Source organism: Actimicrobium sp. CCI2.3, from assembly GCF_035019065.1.
GTDB lineage: Bacteria > Pseudomonadota > Gammaproteobacteria > Burkholderiales > Burkholderiaceae_D > Actimicrobium.
In genome coordinates this window covers 60,016-80,176 of sequence record NZ_JASJWR010000005.1, presented here as the reverse complement: position 1 = coordinate 80,176, position 20,161 = coordinate 60,016, and the positions used below count along the sequence as shown (strand labels likewise).

Sequence of the window (20,161 nt, the reverse complement as noted above, 5' to 3'; positions counted from 1 at the left end):
CGCGTGAACACGACACCGTTTTTTTTCCGCTTCAGAGACACCGTCGCCACGCTGCCGTCGCTGGGTATCCTGCTGCTGCTGATACTTGTTGGCATGAGCAAGACGCCAGCGATCTCGCCGCCGCACGATGAGTCACTCGTGCAGATTGCGCTGGTCGCGCCGGAGCCGGTCGTGCCTGCACCTGCACCTGCGCCCATCCCGCGTCCCGTTGTGATCCCACCTGTGACCCCACCTGTGACCCCACCTGTGACCCCGCCCGTCACACCAGCACGACCTGCGACGCCGACGCTAACCAGCGCTGCGCCAAGCGATTTGCCGGTGGTTTCCGCACCGTCAAAAGCCACCGCGCAAGCGGTCGCGCCAGTCGTTCCCGCAGAGCCCGCCGTGGTAACCAAGGCGGCCGTGGTGCCAACCGAAGTCGCGGTCAAAGCCAGAGCGGTGAGCCCCGATGCCGACTACATCGCGACATTGCACGCCCATCTCAATCGCATCAAGCGCTATCCCACCGGTCGCGAGGCCAGCCAGCTTCGGCCGGTTGGCAAGGTGAAGCTCTGGTTCGTGCTGCGGCGCGATGGCAGCGTGGTCGAGGTCGGTCTGGAGCAATCCTCGAATTCGATGCTGCTCGATGATGCCGCCCGCAAGACCATCAACCGCGCCACCTTTGCAGCGTTTCCGGAGGCGAGCTGGGCGGGTGAGGCGAGCCACCGCTTCAGCGCCGAGCTGGAATTCGTCCCTGCTGCCTGATCTGTCGTACCGATTTCTTTTTCATCGTTGATTTCAAACCAAAAACTCTCAGGGAGTAACACCATGCGTTACAAGACAACTCAGCTCTCGTTGCTGATTTCCGGTCTCTTCATCGCGACCAGTCCGATGGTCTTTGCAGCCGACACCACTGACGTGGGCAAGGTCACGGTGCAGGATGAGGCGGGCAGTGCGCAGAGCACTGGCTTGATCCAGCAGGAAGATTCGTCCAAGGCACGCAGTTCGGTCAATCGCACCTACATGGAAAAGCAGGGCGCGACCAGCAATCCGTTCCAGATGCTCAGTTTGCTGCCAGGCGTCAATACGTTTGATGTCGATGGCACTGGTCTGTTCGGCGGCACCATCCGTGTGCGCGGCTTTAACAGCGACCAGCTTGGCTTCACGATCAATGGTGCGCCGGTCAACGATTCCGGCAGTTTCGCAGTCTACCCGCAGGAATATACCGATACCGAAAACCTCTGCGATATTTTTGTCACGCAAGGTTCGACCGACACCGAAGCGCCGCACGTCGGCGCCACCGGCGGCAATATCGGCATGACCATGTGTACGCCGGAAGACCTGCAGCGCGTGCGGACCTCGCTCAGTGTGGGGTCGAATAATTTGCGCCGTGGTTATCTGCGCGTCGATTCCGGCAAGCTGTTTGACGATCGCTTCAAATTTTTCATTTCGTACTCGAAGGCCGAGGCAGACAAGTTCAAGGGCCTGGGCGGTGCGGTAAAAGAGCACGTTGATTTCAACAGCAAGCTCACGTTGAACGGCGGCAGCTTTATCGATGCCTCGTTCATGTACAACAAGGCACTCAACAACAACTATCGCACGCTGACCAAGAGCCAGATTGCCCAGTTCGGACGCAACCTCGACTTCGGTACCGTGGCACCGATCCATCAGCCTGGCGGCGTCGGCGTCCAAAACGATTCGACCTTTGCACCGAATGCCGGCATCAATGTGGGCGACAATAATGGGTACTACGGCTATAACCTGAATCCGTTCAAGAACTGGCTGGCCACGATGAACGCGCATTTTGTTCTGACACCAACCTCCAGCGTGGATGTCAATCCCTACATGTGGTACGGCTATGGCACGGGCGGTAATGAATTGAAAACCGTTGCCGAAGGCAGCGCCGGGAATCAGCTGGGTGGTGGCATCCGTGATGCCAACGGCGATGCCGATACCCGCGATACCGTCTTTGCCTACAACGGCAGCGTGACCCGCACCTATCGTCCTGGCGTGACGGTCAAGTTCAACCAGCAACTGGATAACCATCGCCTGATGGTCGGTTACTGGTACGAGCGCGCGCGCCATCAGCAGACCGGTCCGTTCACCCCGACCGACAACAACGGCAACGCCGATGTCTGGCTCGAGAACTCTAGCCAGTGGCTCAAGAATCAGGATGGCAGCACCGTCCAGAGTCGTGACACGCTGACCATCAGCACGGGCAAGTCGTTATTCGCCCAGGACAGCATCAGTCTGCTGCAAGATAAATTGACGTTGCAACTCGGTGCCCGCTATTCGAGTATCGATCGCGATTTCACCAATAATCCGAGTCAGTCGGCGCAGGGCTTTTACACCCTGAAGAAATCCTATTCGGATCTGTTGCCAAGTGTGGGTGTGCGTTATCAATTGTCGACAACCGATTCGGTCTTCTTCAATGCCGCGAAAAACTTCAAGGCACCGGGTAATTTTTCGTACTTCGGTCTGCTCTCCGGCGGCACTGTCGTCAACGGTGTCTACACCGGCGGGTCGGTGCGCAATGTGCCGGTCGACAAGGAAACCTCCGTCAACTATGACCTCGGTTACCGCTACGTCAATGACCGGTTGACGCTGTCCGGATCGGCCTTCTTCATTGACTATCGCAACCGTATCTCCTCGGCGTTCAACCCGGATACCGCCACCACCGTCGACATCAATGTCGGTGATGCCAGCTCGAAGGGACTGGAACTGGAATCGGGCTATGCACTGAACAAGAACCTGAGCGTCTATGGTTCGCTGTCCTACATCAAGAGCAAGATGAAAAAAGACTTGCCGGTATCGGCGACTACCGCGTTGCCAACCTCCGGCAAGGAATTCCCGGATACCCCGAACTGGCTGAGCGGCCTGAGCGTGCAGTACGCGCAGGATAGCTGGTACGTGTTCAGTCAGGCCAAGTACACCGGCAAGCGTTACAGCACGCTGGTCAATGACGATAGTCTCGCTGGCTACACGGTGGTCAATGCGGGTGCCGGTTATACCTTCCCGTCAACGAACTGGCTGAAAAAACCGATGCTGCGTTTTAACGTCAACAACGTTTTTCAGCAGCAGTACCTGAGCCTCAATTCGGGTAGCGGTAGCGCCTTCACCACCAACGCGGTCGCCATCGGTGCGATCACGGCGAAGGCACCGTCGTTGTACGTGAGCGCACCGCGCAGTCTCAGTCTGGCCCTGACGGCAGATTTCTAACGGTCGTTCCCCGATCGCGGCGGGCTTCGGTGCGCCGCGATCTTCACCCTCCATCGCCTGCGGGCGTTGAAAGTCGTTCCATGAACATGCAACTATTTCACGATATCGCGTTTTATCTGATGTACGGCTGTGCTGCGCTGGCGCTGTTTGTCATTGTCGAACGCGGTCTGTTTTTTGACTATACGTTGCGCCAGGCCGTCAAGCTGGAAAAAGCCATGACGCATGCGGTGCAGCACGTGCGTGAATTACCTGCGGAATTGACGGCGCGTCCCAGCCTGCCGATGACGCTGGTCTCGGACATTCTGTCGGTCAAGCATGAACTCGCTACCGACAAGGATCTGGAAGATTTCAGTGAGTCGGTGTACATCGCCAATCGCGGCGCAGTCCAGCACCGGCTGTGGATTCTCGACACCATCGTCACCGCCGCGCCGCTGCTGGGATTGCTGGGCACGATTCTCGGCATCATTGACACCTTCAAGGCGCTGGCCGTGTCGGGCGTTTCTGATCCGGGCGCGGTGTCGCAAGGCATCGGCACGGCGCTGTATGCGACCGCGCTGGGTATTGGCATTGCCGTCGTCGGGATGTTTTTTTTCAACCTGTATCAGGAGCGCATCGAGCGTATCAATGACCATCTGAAAGTATTGATGCTGCGCGCCTGCGTCGGTCGCTTCGTCGGACCGGCAACGACCACGTCCGCCGCTGCATCCCGTACCCTGATCGAAACAGGCAAGTTGCAGGCCGCCTGATGTGAGCGCGGCGGCCTGGCCTGTGGCCGTCAGTTCAGTCGGGTAATCCGATCAAGGCGTGGCACCGTGACCATGTCGCGTCCCTTGAAATAAGCACTGGTGGCATCGACGTCCGAGATGCCTTGCTGCACGTGGGTGCCGTGGTTGAGGACCGAGAAATTATCGCCACCAGAGGCCATGAAGTTGTTGACCGTAATGCGATAGGTCGTTGCTGCATCGATGGGCACGCCCTGCAGTTTCATCGAGCCGGGAACCACCCGGTTGCCGGTGCCGGGTGCCGCACCGGCTGGCACGCTGGCATCCCAGCTGTAGGTAAAGCCGGCCGAAACAGGGAGCACGCGGCCACCGCCTGACTTGCCTTCCCACTGCTGCTCAAGCAAGCGCCGCAATTGCGCGCCAGTGATATCCATCGTCACCAGATTATTGCCGAAGGGCTGGACCGCATACAGCTGGCCAAACGTGATCTGCAATCCACCGTCGAGATCCGCCCGGACTCCGCCCGGATTGGTGAAGGCGATTTGCGCCGGCTTCGTCCCATAGGTGCTGTCCGAGCTGGCGGCCAGGAAGGCATCGGCGACGACATTGCCCAGCGTACTTTCGCCGGCGCTGCTGGTCTTGCGATTGAGTGCGCCGCTGATCTTGCCGACGACGGCGCTGGTGATCGGAGCGGTCAGGTCGACATAGCGCTGTATCAGTGCGCTGGTGGCGCGATCGCTCTTTTGTGCGGCGTAGCCAACTGGCAGCGGGATCAGTGCGCCAGCGGCATCTCTGGCCCCGACGTCATTGATGGTGGCGACATTGTTGGCGTCCTTGCGGATCACTTTTTTGCTGGCCGGATCAATCATCAGTTCGATGCTGGTCGCGATCCGTCCATAAAATCCGGCCTGGGTCACCAGCTTGCCATCGGGACGGAAGCAGACATATTCCTGGTGCGTGTGGGCGCTGATGATGACATCGACTGCGGGGTCGAGCCGGTCGGCAATGTCGACGATGTCGCCGGCAAAGCCCGGGCAGGTCTTGTCGTTGATGGTCGTCGCGGTAGTGGCACCGCCCTGATGAATCAGTACGACGATGGCCGACGTGCCTTGTTGCTTGAGGGTCGGGATCAGTGCGTTGATGGTGGCGACTTCATCATTAAAGCGCAGGCCGGCGACACCGGCTGGCGTGACTACCGACGGCGTGTCCTTCAGTGTCAGTCCAATGAAACCGACCTTCACGCCACCGACGGTCTTGATGTGATAGGCCGGAAACAGCGTCGCGCCGGTCTTCTGGTCGATGACGTTGGCGGCCAGATACTGGAATTTTGCGCCGTCAAAGCGGCCATCGGTCATGCAGGTATCGACGCCAACCACGCCGCGACTGCCATCGGCTGAGCGTGGGTAGCATCCGCCATGCTGCATGCGCAACAGCTCGTTGCGTCCCTTGTCGAATTCGTGATTGCCGACCGACGACAGATCCAGTCCGATAGCGCCAAGCACATCAATGGTCGGTTCATCATGGAACAGGCTCGACACCAGCGGCGACCCGCCGATCATGTCGCCGGCACCGACGACGAGGGTATTGCCGGGATTCTGTGCCTTGAGACTGGCCACCAGCGACGCCAGATACGCGGCACCGCCTGCCGCAACCTGGCTGCTGTCATCTTTGCCCTCGGCCCTGACGGGCACGGTCCCCGGTGGTGGTTGCAGGTTACCGTGAAAGTCATTGAGTCCAATAAGCGAGACCCGCACCGGTGCCGATAGCTGGTCCGTGCCGCTGCTGCTGCAGGCAGCCAGCGAAACCGCGATCGCCAGTTGGCTGATGCGAAAAAAAATGCGTTGTGTCATCCGTCTGTCCTCTTGTGCCAGCTGGCACTCACCAAAAAGTGGGAGTGTAGTTTTGATCAGTGACGTTGGTATGACAAGTGGTGCCGTGCGGACAGGTATCGTAGAAACGCCCGGAGGTAAGTCCGGGCGTCGGGGTGAGGATGTCGCGCATGGTGCAGCAAGCTGTTCAGGCTTGCCGCGCCATGATTATCCTGGCTGGCCTGTCGTCTCCGTCAACCCGCCACCCAACGAGCGGTACAAGTCCACTGCATTGGTCAACCTGAGCTGGCGGATCTGGACCAGCCCTTGCTGCGCAATGAATAGCTCGCGCTGCGCATCGACGACGTCGAGGGCGCTGGCGATGCCGTTGTCAAAGCGCTGTTGCGCCAGCGTCAGTCGCACGGTCTGGGCCGACACGACAGCTTGCTGGGCACCGACCTGCTCGTCCAGCAATCCTCGGGCTACCAGTGCATCCGAGACTTCACGGAAAGCGATCTGGATGACCTTTTCGTAATCGACCACGGCGAGGTCGGTACGGACCTGTGCCAGTGTCAGATTGCTGCGATTGCGTCCGGCATCAAAGATCGGCAGCACCAGTTGCGGTGCAAACGACCAGCTGCCGGAACCGGCATCGAACAGACCCGACAGCGCATTGCTGCTCGATCCGGCGGCGGCGGTCAGCGAAATGCGCGGGAAGAAGGCCGCACGCGCCGCACCGATGTTGGCATTGGCCGACTTCAGGCGCTGTTCTGCGGCACGGATATCGGGCCGGCGCATCATCAGGTCGGAGGGCAGGCCGGCGGCGATCCTGGTGGTGATGTTTTCTTCGGACAGCAAGGTCGCAGGCGGCAGGTCGGTGGTGGCGCGGCCGACCAGCAGCGTCAGGGCGTTGCTGGCCTGGGCGCGCTGGCGTTGCAGCGTCAGTTGCGACACGCGGGCTGTTTGCACCAGTGTTTCGGACAGGCGCAAGTCGAGTTCCGACGAGGCACCGACGTCATAGCGCTGTTGCGCCAGTTGGTAGGCTTGCAAGCGACCTTCAAGCGTTTGTCGCGCCAGCGTCAGCTGTTCGTCATAGCCGCGTTCGGCCAGATAGGCCTTGGCGACTTCGGACACCAGACTGATCTGCACCGACAGCCGCGCTTCGGAGGTGGCCAGGTATTGCGCCAGTGCCGCGTCGTTGAGGCTGCGTACCCGACCAAAGAAGTCCAGCTCGAATGAGGCCAGGCCAAAGCCGATCTGATAGGTGCCGCCGGTGGTCGGTTGCCCGGTCATCGAGAGCGAACCCGGGACGCGGGCGCGCGCACCGCTGGCCGTGCCGTTGATGTTTGGCAGCAAGTCGGCCGACTGCACGTTGTACAGCGCACGTGCTTCTTCGATGCGCAGCGCTGCAGTGCGCAGGTCGCGGTTGTCGATCAGTGCGGCCGTGATCAGCGCTTGCAGCCGCTGATCCGGGAAAAACGTGCGCCAGCCGGTGTCGGCCGCAATCGCCGAGCCGTCGGCGTCGCCGACAAACGTGGCCGCCACCGGCGCGGCAGGCTGCACATACAGCGGTGCCAGCGAGCACGCGCTCAGCAGGCCGGCGGCGAGCAGTAGTAAAGTCAACCGGGTCATTCTTGTTCTCCCTGCTTGGATTCATGGTGGGCGGCCAGTGCCAGCTTGCGCTCACGCTCGCTGCCCTTGAAGAAGGTACGGATGATCACGAAGAATACGGGCACAAAGAACACGGCCAATACCGTCGCGGTAATCATCCCGCCCATCACGCCGGTACCGATGGCGCGTTGACCGGCCGAACCGGCACCGGATGCCAGCACCAGCGGCAGCACACCAAGGATGAACGCCAGCGAGGTCATGATGATCGGACGGAAGCGCAGGTGGACGGCTTCCAGCGTCGCATCGATGACACTCTTGCCCTGCGCCTGCAGGTCCTTGGCGAACTCAATGATCAGAATCGCGTTCTTGGCCGACAGGCCGATCGTGGCGATCAGGCCCACCTTGAAATACACATCGTTGGGCAAGCCGCGGATGCTGGCACCGAGCAGCGCACCGAGCACCCCGAGTGGCACCACCAGCAAGACCGCGATCGGGATCGTGGTGCTTTCATAAAGCGCAGCGAGCACCATGAAGACGATCAGCAGCGACAGCGCGAACAGTGCCGGCGCTTGCGAACCGGAAGTTTTTTCTTCCAGTGACTGACCGGTCCATTCGTAACCGAAGCCGGCTGGCAATTGGCTCATCAGACTTTCCATCTCGATCAGTGCTTCACCGGAACTGCGACCCGGTGCTGCATCGCCCGAAATCTTCATGGCCGGATAGCCGTTGTAGCGCACCAGTTGCACCGGACCGACGATCCAGTGCGAGGTCGCGAACGACGACATCGGCACCATGGCACCGCTGCTGCTACGGACATACAGCTTGAGCAGGTCGGACGGTTGCTGGCGTTCCGGCGCATCGGCTTGCACGATCACGCGTTGCTGGCGACCTCTGCTCGGGAAGTCGTTGATGTACGACGAGCCGAGTGCGGTCGACAACGTGGTGTTGATGTCGGCAAACGCGACGCCAAGGGCATTGGCCTTGTCGCGGTCGATGTCGAGTTGCAGTTGTGGCGCATCGTCCAGTCCTTCCGGACGTACGCCAGCCAGTACCTTGCTCTGGCCCGCGAGGCCGAGCAACTGGTTACGCGCATCGACCAGCGCAGCATGGCCGAGACCGGCGCGATCCTGCAGACGGAACGTGAAGCCGGTGCCGTTGCCCAGTTCGGGAATGGGTGGCGGCGTGACCGGGAATACGATGGCATCCTTGATCTTCGAGAATTCGCCCAGCGCGCGGGCGGCCAGTGCACTGGCTGACTGGTCGGCATTACGCTCGCTCCAGTCTTTCATCGGCACGAATACCAGACCGGCATTCTGGCCATTACCCGAAAAACTGTATCCGGCGACGGCGACGGTACGGGCCACTTCAGGCTGCTTGAGGTAAAAGTTTTCGACTTCTTCAAGTACTTTCAAGGTCCGTCCAGTACTGGCACCGGCTGGCAACACGACGTTGGTAACGATGTAGCCCTGATCTTCGGTCGGCAGAAACGCCGATGGCAGACGGGTGTACAGGAAACCGACGACCAGCAGGATGACGCCATAGATCAGCATGTAGCGCAATGTGCCGTTGAGCATCTTGCCGACAAAACCCTGGTAACCCTTGGCAGTGCGGCCAAAGCCACGATTGAACCACCCGAAGAAACCTTTCTTTTCGGCGTGATGACCGGCTTCGACCGGCTTCAGGATGGCCGCGCAGAGTGCCGGCGTCAGTGTCAGCGCCAGCAGTGCGGAGAATGCCATCGAGGACACCATCGACAATGAAAATTGCCGGTAAATCGCCCCGACCGCGCCGCCGAACAGTGCCATTGGCAGGAACACGGCAATCAGGACCAAGGTGATACCGATGATGGCACCGGTGATCTGGCCCATGGCCTTGCGGGTGGCGTCGCGCGCCGACAGGCCTTCTTCGCTCATGATGCGCTCGACGTTTTCAACCACCACGATCGCGTCATCGACCAGAATACCGATGGCCAGCACCATACCGAACATCGTCAGCACATTGATCGAAAAGCCGAATAGCGCCATCACGCCGAACGTCCCCATCAGGGCAATTGGCACGACGATGGTCGGGATCAGCGTGGCGCGGAAATTTTGCAGGAACAGATACATCACCAGGAACACCAATATGATGGCCTCGACGAGTGTCTTGACGACTTCTTCGATCGAAATCTTGACGAAGGTCGAGGTGTCATACGGAATGTCGTAGCGAATGCCTTCCGGGAAGAACTTCGACAGTTCTTCCATCTTGGCGATCACGGCCGTGGCGGTGCCGAGGGCATTGCCGGATGGTGATAACTGCACCGCGATCGCGGCGGTCGGCTTGCCGTTCAGGCGCGCCGATGTACCGTAGGCCTGGCCACCGATATCGATGCGAGCCACATCGCGCAGCAGCACTGTCGAACCGTCCGGATTGGCGCGCAGAACGATCTTGCCGAATTCTTCCGGCGTTTCCAGCTGGCCAGTGACGATGATCGGTGCCGAATACTGTTGCGTGGTGGGGCTGGGCAATTCGCCCAGCGTACCGGCGGTGACCTGGGCATTTTGTGCACGTACGGCGTTGGTGACATCGGCGGTGGTCAGCTTGTAGCCGATCAGCTTGGCCGGGTCGAGCCAGATGCGCATGGCCTGTTCGGTGCCGAACAGCTGGGCTTCGCCGACGCCCGGTACGCGTTTGATCTCATTGAGGATGTTGCGCGAGATGTAGTCACCCAGTGCAATCGGATCGGTCTTGCCGTCGGTCGACGACAGGGACGCAAACAGCAGGATGTTGCTGCGTGATTTGGTGACCTGCACACCCTGCTGCGTGACGACTTGCGGCAAGCGTGCCTCGACCCGTTTCAGGCGGTTCTGGACATCGACTGCTGCCAGATTGGGATCAATGCCCGGCTCGAACGACACGGTAATGCGGACCTGGCCATTGGCCTGGCTTTGCGATTCCATGTACTTCAAGCCCTCGGCACCATTCATTTCCTGTTCGATCAGGCTGGTGACGCTGTCATCGAGTAACTGGGCAGACGCACCCGGGTAGGTCGCAGCGATGACGACAGAAGGTGGAGCGATGGAAGGGTATTGCGATACGGGCAGCGTCGTGATGGAGAGCGCACCCGCCAGCACGATGAACAGTGCCAGCATCCAGGCGAAGACCGGTCGGTCAATGAAAAATTGTGCCATTCGGAGGGCTCCTTATTTCGCTGCAGCGGCAGCCGGTGCCGGCTTGGCTCCGGCGGCCGGGGCATCTGGCGTGGCAGGAGCGGCAGGAGCGGCATCAGCGGCGGCAGGTTCTTTCCACTGGACTGCTTTCACGACCGCGCCGGGTTTGACTTTCTGGAAGCCTTCGACGATGACCTTGTCGCCGGCCTTCAGGCCGTCGGTAACGATCCAGAGATTGCCTTGCGAAGTACTCGTCTTGACTGGTTGCACGACCACTTTGTCTTCGGCTCCGACCAGCATCACGGTCGATTCCTTGCCCGTGCGCTGAACGGCTTGTTGCGGCACCGTGATGGTGGATTCGTTAATGGCTTGTTCGATCTTGGCACGGACGTACATGCCCGGCAGCAGCAGTCGGTCCGGGTTCGGGAATTCGGCGCGCAGCGTGATGGCACCCGAGCTTGCATCGACGCTCAGGTCGGAAAACAGCAGCTTGCCCGTTTGCGAGTACGTTTTGCCGTCTTCGGTCATCAGCGTCACTTTAGCCAGTCCCTTGCCGGCGCTTTGCAACTGGCCGCTGGCCATTGCACGTTGCAGGCGCAGCACTTCGATGCTCGACTGCGTCATGTTGACGTAGACCGGATCGACTTGCTGGACCATCGCCAGCGGTGTTGCTTCACCCAGGCCGACCAACGCGCCTTCGGTCACCAGTGCACGGCCGATACGGCCGGAAATCGGTGCGGTCACCGTGGCGTAGCCCAGATTCAGACTGGCGACCTGGCGTGCGGCCTTGCCGGCGGCGAGGTCGGCACTGGCTTGTGTTTTTGCCGTCACGGCATCATCGTATTCCTGCTTGCTGATGGCGTTGGTTTTGACCAGCGGTTCGTAGCGTTGCACTTTCAATGTTGTTTGTGCCAGGTTCGCATCGGCCTTGGCGACCACTGCCTGAGCGCTGTCGTAGGCGGCCTTGAACGGTGCCGGATCGATCCGGTACAACACGTCGCCAGCCTTGACTTCACTGCCTTCCCGGAACACCCGTTTCTGAACGATCCCCGCAGCGCGGGCACGCACTTCGGCGATGCGGCTGGCTTCGACGCGGCCTGGCAGTTCGGTGGTCACGGCCATGCTGCCCGGCGTGACCGTGACGATGGCCACTTCGGTGGGTGGTGGAGCCGCAGCCGTTTTGGCCGGAGATTTTTCGCCGCAGGCGGCAAGCGCCGCGAGCAGCAACAGGGAAGCGCTCAAGCGCAACGTGGAATCAGGTCGGGATAGACGCATGGAATTCTCGCAATGGAAGGTGTTGCTGTTTAAGGTGTAAGTGCGGGTGTGGCATGGGTCGCTAAGAATGGTGCAGTGCATGACATCGCGCTCTGATTCATGCGTGCCTGCCAATTCTAGTTGGATGGTAGTATACATACATTCAATGATGTATGTATTGTGCGGCGCAATGCGCACTATTTTATCCAGGCAATCATGTCCCGATCGACCAAAGAAGAAGCACTGGAAACCCGCAGCCGCATCCTTGATGCCGCTGAACATGTTTTTCACGCCCAAGGCGTGACCCGTACCTCGCTGGCGGATGTGGCGCTAGCCGCAAAAGTTACCCGTGGAGCAATTTACTGGCATTTCAAGAACAAGGGGGATTTGTTTAATGCCATGTGTGAGCGAGCGCACTTACCGCTCGAAGCAATGGTGCTGGAAACCGCGGATCGTCCCGACCGGGAACCGCTAGCCCAGTTGCGTGCCAGTATCGTGTTTGCGATCAATGACATCGTTCACAATCCGCAGACGCGGCGGGTATTCGAAGTGATCTTTCACAAGTGCGAGCTGGTCCATGTGGATGACCCGATCCGGGTGCGCCAGCACGAAGGCTTCGATGACTGCATGCACAATATCGAACGCTTGTTGAAGCTGGCCTGCGTGCAAGGTCAGTTGCCGGAAAGTCTTGATACCCATCTGGCCACCGTCAGCCTGCATGCGATGCTCGATGGCCTGATCAATAACTGGCTGTTTTCGCCGCAGAGTTTTGATCTTGGTGGTCAGGTAGGACGGCTGGTGGATGCCTGCTTTGAGATGTTGCGCTGCGCGCCATCGCTGCGGACTGTTTAATCCTCTGATGGCGGCGGTGGCGTGCTGGCGCGTTCAAAGACGTCGGCATCGCGCACGGAACCGTTTTCATACTGGGTCAGCAGCATCAGCTTGAAATACTTGTGATAGGTGGTTTCGGCCGCGCACAGTGCAACAATGAGTCCCGCACGGCCATCAAGAAAACCGCGTTTGAATACAAATGAGCGCAAAAATGCTGATAGCGCGTGGGCGAAGGCCTTGCGCAGCGTGCCGCGTTTGCCGGCAGCAAAGGCCTGGCGTGCACCGAGCTCCGAGTAGTGTTCGAGCTTGCGCAAGAAATCGCCGTCGTCACGGTAGCTGTAATGGATGATCGGATTGTGCAGGTAACCGATCTTGCCGCCGTTGACCAGTACCCGTTCATGTACCAGGCTATCCGAAAAGCGCCCGCTGCCACGTCGCCATAACCGCACCACGTGATCCGGGTACCAGCCCGAGTGGCGGATGAACTGACCACAGAAACTGGACAGTCTCGGCAGCGCGTACGCATCGTGTTGCGGGGCGGCGATGATGGCCAATATTTCGTCGCGCAGCGCCGGCGTGATACGCTCGTCGGCATCCAGCGACAGAATCCAGTCCCCTTCGGCGGCGGCCAGGGCGCGATTTTTTTGTGGACCGAAACCGGGCCAGTCGGTGGTCTCGATGACACTGGCACCCGCGGTGCGGGCCAGGCCGACAGTGCCGTCCGTGCTACCTGAATCCACTATAATCCACTGGTTTGCAAATCCGACGCTGTCCATGCAGGCGCCGATATTGCGTGCCTCATTTTTTGTGATGACAATGACAGAGAGTTTCATAACGCCTAAAGTGGGATCGCACATTTCTGCGCAGAGTGGTTGTCCGGTGCCAGTAATGGCTATCAGGACACATCCCGGCGTGCTGCCACGGCGGCAACCGGTCCGACGGATTGTAAACGCTTTCGCCGGCCATTCCTGCCAGCTCATTTTGCAAAGTCCCCGATGAAATTTTCACCTCACCTGCTGCGCCTGGCGCGCATGCTCAAACCATTCAGAGGCCGCCTCGGGCTGGCTTTCCTGGGTATGGCCGTGACCGCGTCGACCGAACCGATGTTCCCGGCTGTCATGAAAACCCTGCTCGACAATGGCTTCGTCGGCAAGTCGACCATCCCGTTGTGGACGGTTCCTGTCGCCGTGATCGGCATGTTCGTACTGCGCGGTATTTCGACTTTCCTGACCACCTACATGATGACCTGGGTCTCGACCCATCTGCTCAACATCCTGCGACGCCAGATGTTTAGCCGCCTGCTCGATGTGCCGGCGCAATTCTATGAGCGCACCTCAGTCGGTCGGGTCATCAACTCGATGATGTTCGAGGTCCAGCAAATCATCGAAATGGTGACCAAAGTCTTCACATCGCTGATCCGCGACAGCCTGACCGTGATGGTGTTGCTGGCATTTTTGCTGTGGCTGAACTGGCGTCTGACCATCGTTGCGCTGGTGTTGCTGCCGCTGATGGCCATCGTCGTGCGCCTGACCGGCAAGCGGCTGCGCAAGCTCACGCGCGACTTCCTCGACGTCAATGCCGAGCTGACCCAGGTCATCGAAGAAACCACCCGCGCCCAGCAGGTCATCAAGATTTTTGGTGGTCATGACTATGAAAAAAACCGCTTCGAGCAGCGCGCCATCAAGCTGCGCAATTATTCGATGCGCATGGCCAGTACCTTCGCCGCGACCGTGCCGATCACGCAGGTCATGGCGTCGTGCGCGGTTTCGGTGGTGATCGTGATTGCGCTGTTGCAGTCCGGCCAGAACCAGATTACCGCCGGTGGTTTCGTGTCGTTCATCACCGCCATGCTGATGCTGCTCACGCCGCTCAAGCATCTGGCCGAAGTCAACGGTCCGCTGCAACGCGGCATCGCTGCTGCCGAAGCGGTCTTCGCGCTGATCGACACGCCGCCTGAGCGCACCAGCGGCGTCGCGCTGGTTGGTCGTTCGGTTGGTCACATTGAATTTAAGGATGTCTGCTTTGCCTATCCCGAGCAGACGTTGCCGGCGCTGGCCAACATCCAGCTGACCATTCATCCCGGCGAAACAATTGCTTTCGTCGGTATCTCGGGTGGCGGCAAATCGACACTGGTCAATCTGGTGCCGGGTTTCCATACCCCGCAATCGGGCCAGATCCTGCTCGATGGCGCACCGCTCGAAAGCCTGTCGCTGCATAGCCTGCGCTCGCAGATGGCGATGGTCAGCCAGAATGTCGTGCTGTTTGACGATACGGTAGCGGCCAATATCGCCTACGGTGATCCGGCACCTGATCGCGAACGCGTTGAAGCGGCGGCCAGTGCAGCCCATCTGACCGAGATGATTGCAGCGTTGCCGAAGGGCTTCGATACGCCGATAGGCGACAACGGCAGTCGTTTGTCCGGTGGCCAGCGCCAGCGCATGGCAATTGCCCGCGCGATCTACAAGGACGCCCCGATCCTGATCCTCGACGAAGCGACCTCGGCGCTCGATAACGAATCCGAACGCGCCGTCCAGTCGGCCCTGGTCGACCTGATGCAGAATCGCACCACGCTGGTCATTGCGCATCGGCTGTCGACCATCGAACGGGCTGACCGCATCGTCGTGCTGGTCAGCGGTCATATTGTCGAATTAGGTACGCACGCCGAACTTCTGGCGCGCGATGGCGTCTACGCTAGCCTGCACCATTTGCAGTTTGAAAAGGAAGTCGCTTGAAAAACCTGCAAAGACCGACCTTATTTAGTTGTGCCGCCACTGGTTTGGTTTCAGCTTGCGCGGCGCGCAAGTGACCCGCACGCTGATTATTTCCCCCAACTGGATCGGCGACGCCGTGATGGCGCAGCCGCTGCTCACACTGCTCAAGCTGGCCCATCCGGAACGGCCCATCGATGTGCTGGCCCCGGCCTGGGTCGCGCCGGTATGGCGTGCGATGGCGGAAGTTGATAGCGTGATCGACACCTCTTTTCGGCACGGTGCGCTGCAGCTACGCGAACGCTGGCGTTGTGCGCGCCAACTGCGTGAGCGCGATTACGCCGCGGCTTACGTGCTGCCCAATACGTTCAAGTTCGCACTGATCCCGTGGCTGTCTGGCATCGCGCAGCGGATCGGCTATGTCGGTGAATCGCGCTACGGATTGCTCAACATGCTGCATCGTGACGACAAGCAGCTGCCGCGACCGATGGTGGCGTTTTATGCGGCATTAGCCAACTCGCCGGCACCATCGGTCCCGCAGCCGTCCGAATTGCCACGGCCGAAGCTCACTGTGGATACAGCGCGAGTGGCCGCGGTGGTACAAGCGGCGAAACTGGATGCCGCAAGACCACTGGTGGTGTTTGCGCCGGGAGCCGAATTCGGTTCGGCCAAGCGCTGGCCGATCACGCATTTTGCCGAGCTGGCCGTGATGCTGCAGCAGGCCATTCCTGATGTGCAGGTCGTCATTCTCGGTTCGGAAAAAGATCGTGCGGTCGGTGATGCGATCACGACCATCGCGCCGTTCGTCACCAATCTGGCCGGCAGCACCGCGCTGGAGGAGGCGATTGCCTTGATCGCGAAGGCCGATGCGGTGATCAGCAACGACTCTGGCTTGCTGCATATTGCCTCGGCACTCAACCGCAAGATTGTGGCGCTGTACGGACCGACGGACCCGGCCCATGCGCCGCCGTTCGCCGATGTGGTTCGTACGATTTATCTGGCGCTGGAGTGCGCGCCTTGCAAGCAGCGGGAATGTCCGCTGGGGCATCATCGGTGCATGAAGGATATTTCTGCGGAGGTGGTGTTGGAGGCGTTGCGGGAGATGGATGGGGCAGCGGTGGCGGCGTAAGACGCGCCGTGCGGCCGCTCCGTCATGGCCGTCGGATGTTGAAATTTTAGGCGCTCCGCCAGGACGTAGGGTGCAATAACCGAAGGGCATTGCACCGAATGCGCTGACTGCGGTTGATGATTCTGTATGTGCTCCGCCACGACCAAGCCGGGGGCGGCCCGGCAGCCGGTCACTTCTTTTTGCTTCGCCAAAAAGAAGTAACCAAGAAAAAGGCGACCGCGAGACTGCTGCCCTTCGGGTTCCCAAAAACGGTAGTCAGGCAAGGGGAGGGTCGCAAACTCGCTTCGCTCAGACATGCGCCCCTCTTATCCCTTGCCTGACTACCGTTTTTGGCAGCTGTCTCAATGCGGAACAGGTCAACGTCAACTGCCACGTCAACATCAACATCAACATCAACATCAACATCAACATCAACATCAACCTCAACCGCTTGCCCCGAACATCCCCCCGAATCACTCCTCCCGCAACCACACCTGCGTGCGCCCCAGCAGCGGCATGCCGATGTACCCGCGCACATTGAGTTTTTTGCCTTCGTCGCTGAGTGTCATCTTGCTCTTGTAGACCTTGCCATTGCCCGGATCAAGAATGGTGCCGCCGCTGAATTCGCTGCCTTCGGCGCGCATGCCGTTGATGATTGTCATGCCAAGGATGGGTTGGCCCTTGTTGGCGCCTTCGCATTTGTCGCAGTTCGGATTGTTGTCGTCGGTCGACGGGAAGATTTTTTCGATCTTGCCTTTCAGTTCGCCGTTGCTGTCGCTGATGCGGATCAGCGCTTTCGGTTTGCCATTGCCGTCGTCGATGCTTTTCCAGAGTCCGACCGGCGAACTCTGGGCTAGTGCGCCAGCAGCCAGCAACAGTCCGACGGTCAGTGCCGCCAGGTTTTTTGTCTTGAACATGCGTGTCTCCTTGTGGTGGAGCACTCAGGTTACCGGCAATTTGGCAAACTGTTCACGGAGTTTTTCCAGCGTGCTGATGAAGCCAGCCAGTCGGTCCTGTTCGCCTTGCACGACCGCTGCCGGTGCCCGCGCCACAAAGGCTTCGTTGCCCAGTTTGGCATGGCCCTTGGTGATCTCGCCTTCGAGACGAGTAATTTCCTTGAGCAGACGCTCGCGTTCGGCCGCCACATCGATTTCAACCTTGAGCATCATCCGCGCATTGCCAACGATGGATACCGGTGCCGGTGATTCCGGCAGCGCATCAACCACCTGCACCTCCGACAGTTTGGCCAGCGCCTGCAGGAAGGGTGCGAACGATTGCAGTTGTGCCGCCTCGGCACCGGCAGCGGTCTCCAAGATCAGCGGCACCCGTACCGCAGGGGACAACTGCATCTCGCCGCGCAGGTTGCGGCAGGCATCGGTCATCGTCTTGAGTTGCGACATCCAGCCTTCGGCGGCTTCGTCGATCTTGTCTGGCGCTGCGACCGGATAGGCCTGCATCATGATCGAATCACCGGCCGGGTCGAGCACCTTGCCCGACAGCGGCGCAACGGTTTGCCACAGTTCTTCGGTGATGAACGGGATGATCGGATGGGCCAGGCGCAGCGTGGTTTCGAGTACCTTCAACAGCGTGCGACGGGTGCCGCGCTGTTGCGCGTCATTGCCGTGCTGAATCTGCACCTTGGCCAGTTCAAGGTACCAGTCGCAGTACTCGTCCCAGATGAACTTGTAGATCGACGACGCGATATTGTCGAAGCGGTAGTCGGCAAAACCCTTGGCGACGTCGGCTTCGGTGCGCTGCAGTTGCGACACGATCCAGCGATCCGCTTGTGAAAACTCGAGGTAGTCGGGGTCATCGCGTTCTTCGACGCCACAATCCTTGTCGACCGTATTCATCAGCACGAAGCGCGTGGCATTCCACAGTTTGTTGCCGAAGTTGCGATAGCCCTCGCAGCGCGCCAGATCAAAGTTGATGTTGCGACCGAGCGAGGCATAACTGGCCATCGTGAAGCGCAGCGCATCGGTGCCGAAAGCCGGAATGCCATCCGGGAATTCCTTGCGGGTAGCTTTTTCGATCTTGGTTGCGTCACGCGGATTCATCAGGCCCGTGGTGCGCTTGGCGACCAGTGCGTCGAGGGCTATGCCATCAATCAGGTCGATCGGGTCCAGCGTATTGCCCTTCGACTTGGACATTTTCTGGCCACTGCCATCGCGCACCAGACCATGCACGTAGACCGTGTCAAATGGCACCTTGCCAGTGAAGTGCGTGGTCATCATCACCATTCGCGCAACCCAGAAAAAGATAATGTCAAAGCCGGTCACCAGTACCGTCGAGGGCAGGAACATCTTGTAGTCGGGCGTTTCTTCTGGCCAGCCCAGTGTCGAGAACGGCACCAGCGCCGACGAAAACCAGGTGTCGAGTACATCGGCATCACGGCGCAGCGTCTTGCCTGGCGCTTGTGCCTGCGCCTCGGCTTCGGTGCGGGCGACATAGATCTTGCCGTCCTCGTCATACCAGGCCGGGATTTGATGGCCCCACCAGAGCTGACGCGAAATACACCAGTCCTGGATATTGTTGAGCCACTGGTTATAGGTGCTGGTCCAGTTCTCGGGAATCATCTTCACTTCGCCGCTGGCGACTTTCTCCAGCGCGACTTCGGCGATCGATTTGCCCGGAAAATGCGTGCCTTCCGGTGCCGGCTTCGACATCGCCACGAACCATTGATCGGTCAGCATTGGCTCGATCACCACGCCGGTACGGTCGCCGCGCGGCACCATCAGCTTGTGCGGCTTGACACTATCGAGCAATCCTTGCGCATCAAGGTCAGCCACGATTTCCTTGCGTGCCACGAAGCGGTCCATGCCCTGATATTTGGCCGGGCTGTTCTCGTTGATCTTTGCGTCCAGCGTGAAGATGTTAATCATCGCCAGTTGATGGCGCTGACCCACGGCATAGTCGTTGTTGTCATGCGCCGGCGTGATCTTCACGCAACCGGTGCCGAATTCCTTGTCGACATAGCTGTCGGCGATGATCGGAATCTCGCGATCGCACAGCGGCAGCGTAAGCATTTTGCCGATCAGGTGCGCATAGCGCACATCGGTTGGATCGACCGCGACGGCGCTGTCGCCGAGCAGGGTTTCGGGACGCGTCGTCGCCACCGTCAAATGCCCGCTGCCATCAGCCAGCGGATAACGGATATGCCACATGAAACCGTCTTCTTCCTCCGACACGACTTCGAGGTCTGATACCGCCGTCCCCAGTACCGGATCCCAGTGCACCAGTCGCTTGCCGCGATAGATCAGGCCCTGCTCGAACAGCCGTACGAACACTTCAGTGACGGTGCCCGAGAGTTTCGGGTCCATCGTGAAGTATTCGCGGTTCCAGTCGGTCGAGGCACCCATCCGGCGCATCTGCCCGGTGATGGTCGAGCCGGATTGTTCTTTCCACTCCCAGACTTTCTCGACGAATTTTTCGCGGCCGAGGTCATGGCGTGAGAGTTTTTGGGCATCGAGTTGGCGTTCGACGACGATCTGTGTGGCGATACCAGCGTGGTCGGTGCCGGGAACCCAAAGGGTATTAAAACCACTCATCCTATGAAAACGGGTCAGGCCATCCATGATGGTTTGATTGAAAGCGTGACCCATGTGCAGCGTGCCGGTGACGTTCGGTGGCGGCAATTGAATGCTGAAGGCGGGTTTGTCTGCGTCGAGGGTGGCACCGTAATAACCGCGCTCTTCCCACGTGGTACGCCAGTGCTTTTCAATTTCGGCGGGCTCGAACGACTTGGCTAATTCCATGAAAATTCTCTGAGGGT

The 20,161-nt window shown here is 59.7% G+C and carries 13 protein-coding genes; 6 read left to right on the top strand and 7 right to left on the bottom strand.

The annotated features are described in order from the left end of the window. Positions 1 to 3: 3 nt before the first annotated feature. The 3 genes from QN370_RS04545 (at position 4) to QN370_RS04535 (ending at position 3,944) form a co-directional block, all read left to right on the top strand. Positions 4 to 744: a TonB family protein gene (locus QN370_RS04545; RefSeq protein WP_322126402.1), complete on the top strand. Its 741-nt coding sequence runs from the start codon at positions 4 to 6 to the stop codon at positions 742 to 744. Between the two features lie 63 nt (positions 745 to 807). Next, complete coding sequence (locus tag QN370_RS04540) at positions 808 to 3,198, top strand: TonB-dependent receptor (protein WP_322126403.1); 2,391 nt, start codon at positions 808 to 810, stop codon at positions 3,196 to 3,198. An 80-nt stretch (positions 3,199 to 3,278) separates the two neighbouring features. Continuing rightward, complete coding sequence (locus QN370_RS04535) at positions 3,279 to 3,944, top strand: MotA/TolQ/ExbB proton channel family protein (RefSeq protein ID WP_322126404.1); 666 nt, start codon at positions 3,279 to 3,281, stop codon at positions 3,942 to 3,944. A gap of 29 nt (positions 3,945 to 3,973) precedes the next feature. Here the strand turns inward: QN370_RS04535 and QN370_RS04530 are convergent, their stop codons facing one another. The 4 genes from QN370_RS04530 to QN370_RS04515 form a co-directional block, all read right to left on the bottom strand. Next, positions 3,974 to 5,770 (bottom strand): bifunctional metallophosphatase/5'-nucleotidase, encoded by a 1,797-nt coding sequence (locus QN370_RS04530; RefSeq protein WP_323581680.1) that lies wholly within the window; start codon positions 5,768 to 5,770, stop codon positions 3,974 to 3,976. A gap of 186 nt (positions 5,771 to 5,956) precedes the next feature. After that, positions 5,957 to 7,360: an efflux transporter outer membrane subunit gene (locus tag QN370_RS04525; protein WP_322126406.1), complete on the bottom strand. Its 1,404-nt coding sequence runs from the start codon at positions 7,358 to 7,360 to the stop codon at positions 5,957 to 5,959. Next, complete coding sequence (locus tag QN370_RS04520; protein ID WP_322126407.1) at positions 7,357 to 10,509, bottom strand: efflux RND transporter permease subunit; 3,153 nt, start codon at positions 10,507 to 10,509, stop codon at positions 7,357 to 7,359. Before QN370_RS04520 ends, QN370_RS04525 begins: the two co-directional genes overlap by 4 nt. Positions 10,510 to 10,521: 12 nt before the next feature. Then, complete coding sequence (locus tag QN370_RS04515; protein WP_322126408.1) at positions 10,522 to 11,763, bottom strand: efflux RND transporter periplasmic adaptor subunit; 1,242 nt, start codon at positions 11,761 to 11,763, stop codon at positions 10,522 to 10,524. Positions 11,764 to 11,958: 195 nt separating this feature from the next. Here QN370_RS04515 and QN370_RS04510 point away from each other — a divergent pair, with 195 nt between their 5' ends. Continuing rightward, entirely contained in the window at positions 11,959 to 12,594 is a 636-nt protein-coding gene (locus tag QN370_RS04510; RefSeq protein ID WP_322126409.1) for a TetR family transcriptional regulator, read from the top strand. On the opposite strand, the gene QN370_RS04505 is transcribed toward QN370_RS04510, so the two are convergent. Continuing rightward, positions 12,591 to 13,406, bottom strand: coding sequence for a glycosyltransferase family 2 protein (locus QN370_RS04505; protein WP_322126410.1), 816 nt, complete (start codon positions 13,404 to 13,406; stop codon positions 12,591 to 12,593). The two genes, QN370_RS04510 and QN370_RS04505, sit on opposite strands and share 4 nt — an antisense overlap. Before the next feature lie 162 nt (positions 13,407 to 13,568). Here QN370_RS04505 and msbA point away from each other — a divergent pair, with 162 nt between their 5' ends. Next, positions 13,569 to 15,305 carry a lipid A export permease/ATP-binding protein MsbA gene (gene msbA / locus QN370_RS04500; RefSeq protein WP_322126411.1) on the top strand — a complete coding sequence of 579 codons (1,737 nt, stop codon included), beginning with the start codon at positions 13,569 to 13,571 and terminating at the stop codon, positions 15,303 to 15,305. A 70-nt stretch (positions 15,306 to 15,375) separates the two neighbouring features. After that, positions 15,376 to 16,410 (top strand): lipopolysaccharide heptosyltransferase II, encoded by a 1,035-nt coding sequence (gene waaF / locus QN370_RS04495; protein WP_322127208.1) that lies wholly within the window; start codon positions 15,376 to 15,378, stop codon positions 16,408 to 16,410. A gap of 452 nt (positions 16,411 to 16,862) precedes the next feature. On the opposite strand, the gene QN370_RS04490 is transcribed toward waaF, so the two are convergent. Continuing rightward, positions 16,863 to 17,306 carry a DUF2147 domain-containing protein gene (locus QN370_RS04490; RefSeq protein WP_322126412.1) on the bottom strand — a complete coding sequence of 148 codons (444 nt, stop codon included), beginning with the start codon at positions 17,304 to 17,306 and terminating at the stop codon, positions 16,863 to 16,865. Positions 17,307 to 17,330: 24 nt separating this feature from the next. Continuing rightward, on the bottom strand, positions 17,331 to 20,144 hold the full coding sequence (locus QN370_RS04485; protein WP_322126413.1) for a valine--tRNA ligase: 2,814 nt from the start codon (positions 20,142 to 20,144) through the stop codon (positions 17,331 to 17,333). Between the last annotated feature and the right edge of the window lie 17 nt (positions 20,145 to 20,161).

Excerpts from the sequence above, each read along its gene's own strand:
- QN370_RS04540 (WP_322126403.1), top strand. The coding sequence starts at position 808 with ATGCGTTACAAGACAACTCAGCTCTCGTTGCTGATTTCCGGTCTCTTC.
- QN370_RS04535 (WP_322126404.1), top strand. The coding sequence starts at position 3,279 with ATGAACATGCAACTATTTCACGATATCGCGTTTTATCTGATGTACGGC.
- QN370_RS04530 (WP_323581680.1), bottom strand. The coding sequence starts at position 5,770 with ATGACACAACGCATTTTTTTTCGCATCAGCCAACTGGCGATCGCGGTT.
- QN370_RS04525 (WP_322126406.1), bottom strand. The coding sequence starts at position 7,360 with ATGACCCGGTTGACTTTACTACTGCTCGCCGCCGGCCTGCTGAGCGCG.
- QN370_RS04520 (WP_322126407.1), bottom strand. The coding sequence starts at position 10,509 with ATGGCACAATTTTTCATTGACCGACCGGTCTTCGCCTGGATGCTGGCA.
- QN370_RS04515 (WP_322126408.1), bottom strand. The coding sequence starts at position 11,763 with ATGCGTCTATCCCGACCTGATTCCACGTTGCGCTTGAGCGCTTCCCTG.
- QN370_RS04510 (WP_322126409.1), top strand. The coding sequence starts at position 11,959 with ATGTCCCGATCGACCAAAGAAGAAGCACTGGAAACCCGCAGCCGCATC.
- QN370_RS04505 (WP_322126410.1), bottom strand. The coding sequence starts at position 13,406 with ATGAAACTCTCTGTCATTGTCATCACAAAAAATGAGGCACGCAATATC.
- msbA (WP_322126411.1), top strand. The coding sequence starts at position 13,569 with ATGAAATTTTCACCTCACCTGCTGCGCCTGGCGCGCATGCTCAAACCA.
- QN370_RS04490 (WP_322126412.1), bottom strand. The coding sequence starts at position 17,306 with ATGTTCAAGACAAAAAACCTGGCGGCACTGACCGTCGGACTGTTGCTG.
- QN370_RS04485 (WP_322126413.1), bottom strand. The coding sequence starts at position 20,144 with ATGGAATTAGCCAAGTCGTTCGAGCCCGCCGAAATTGAAAAGCACTGG.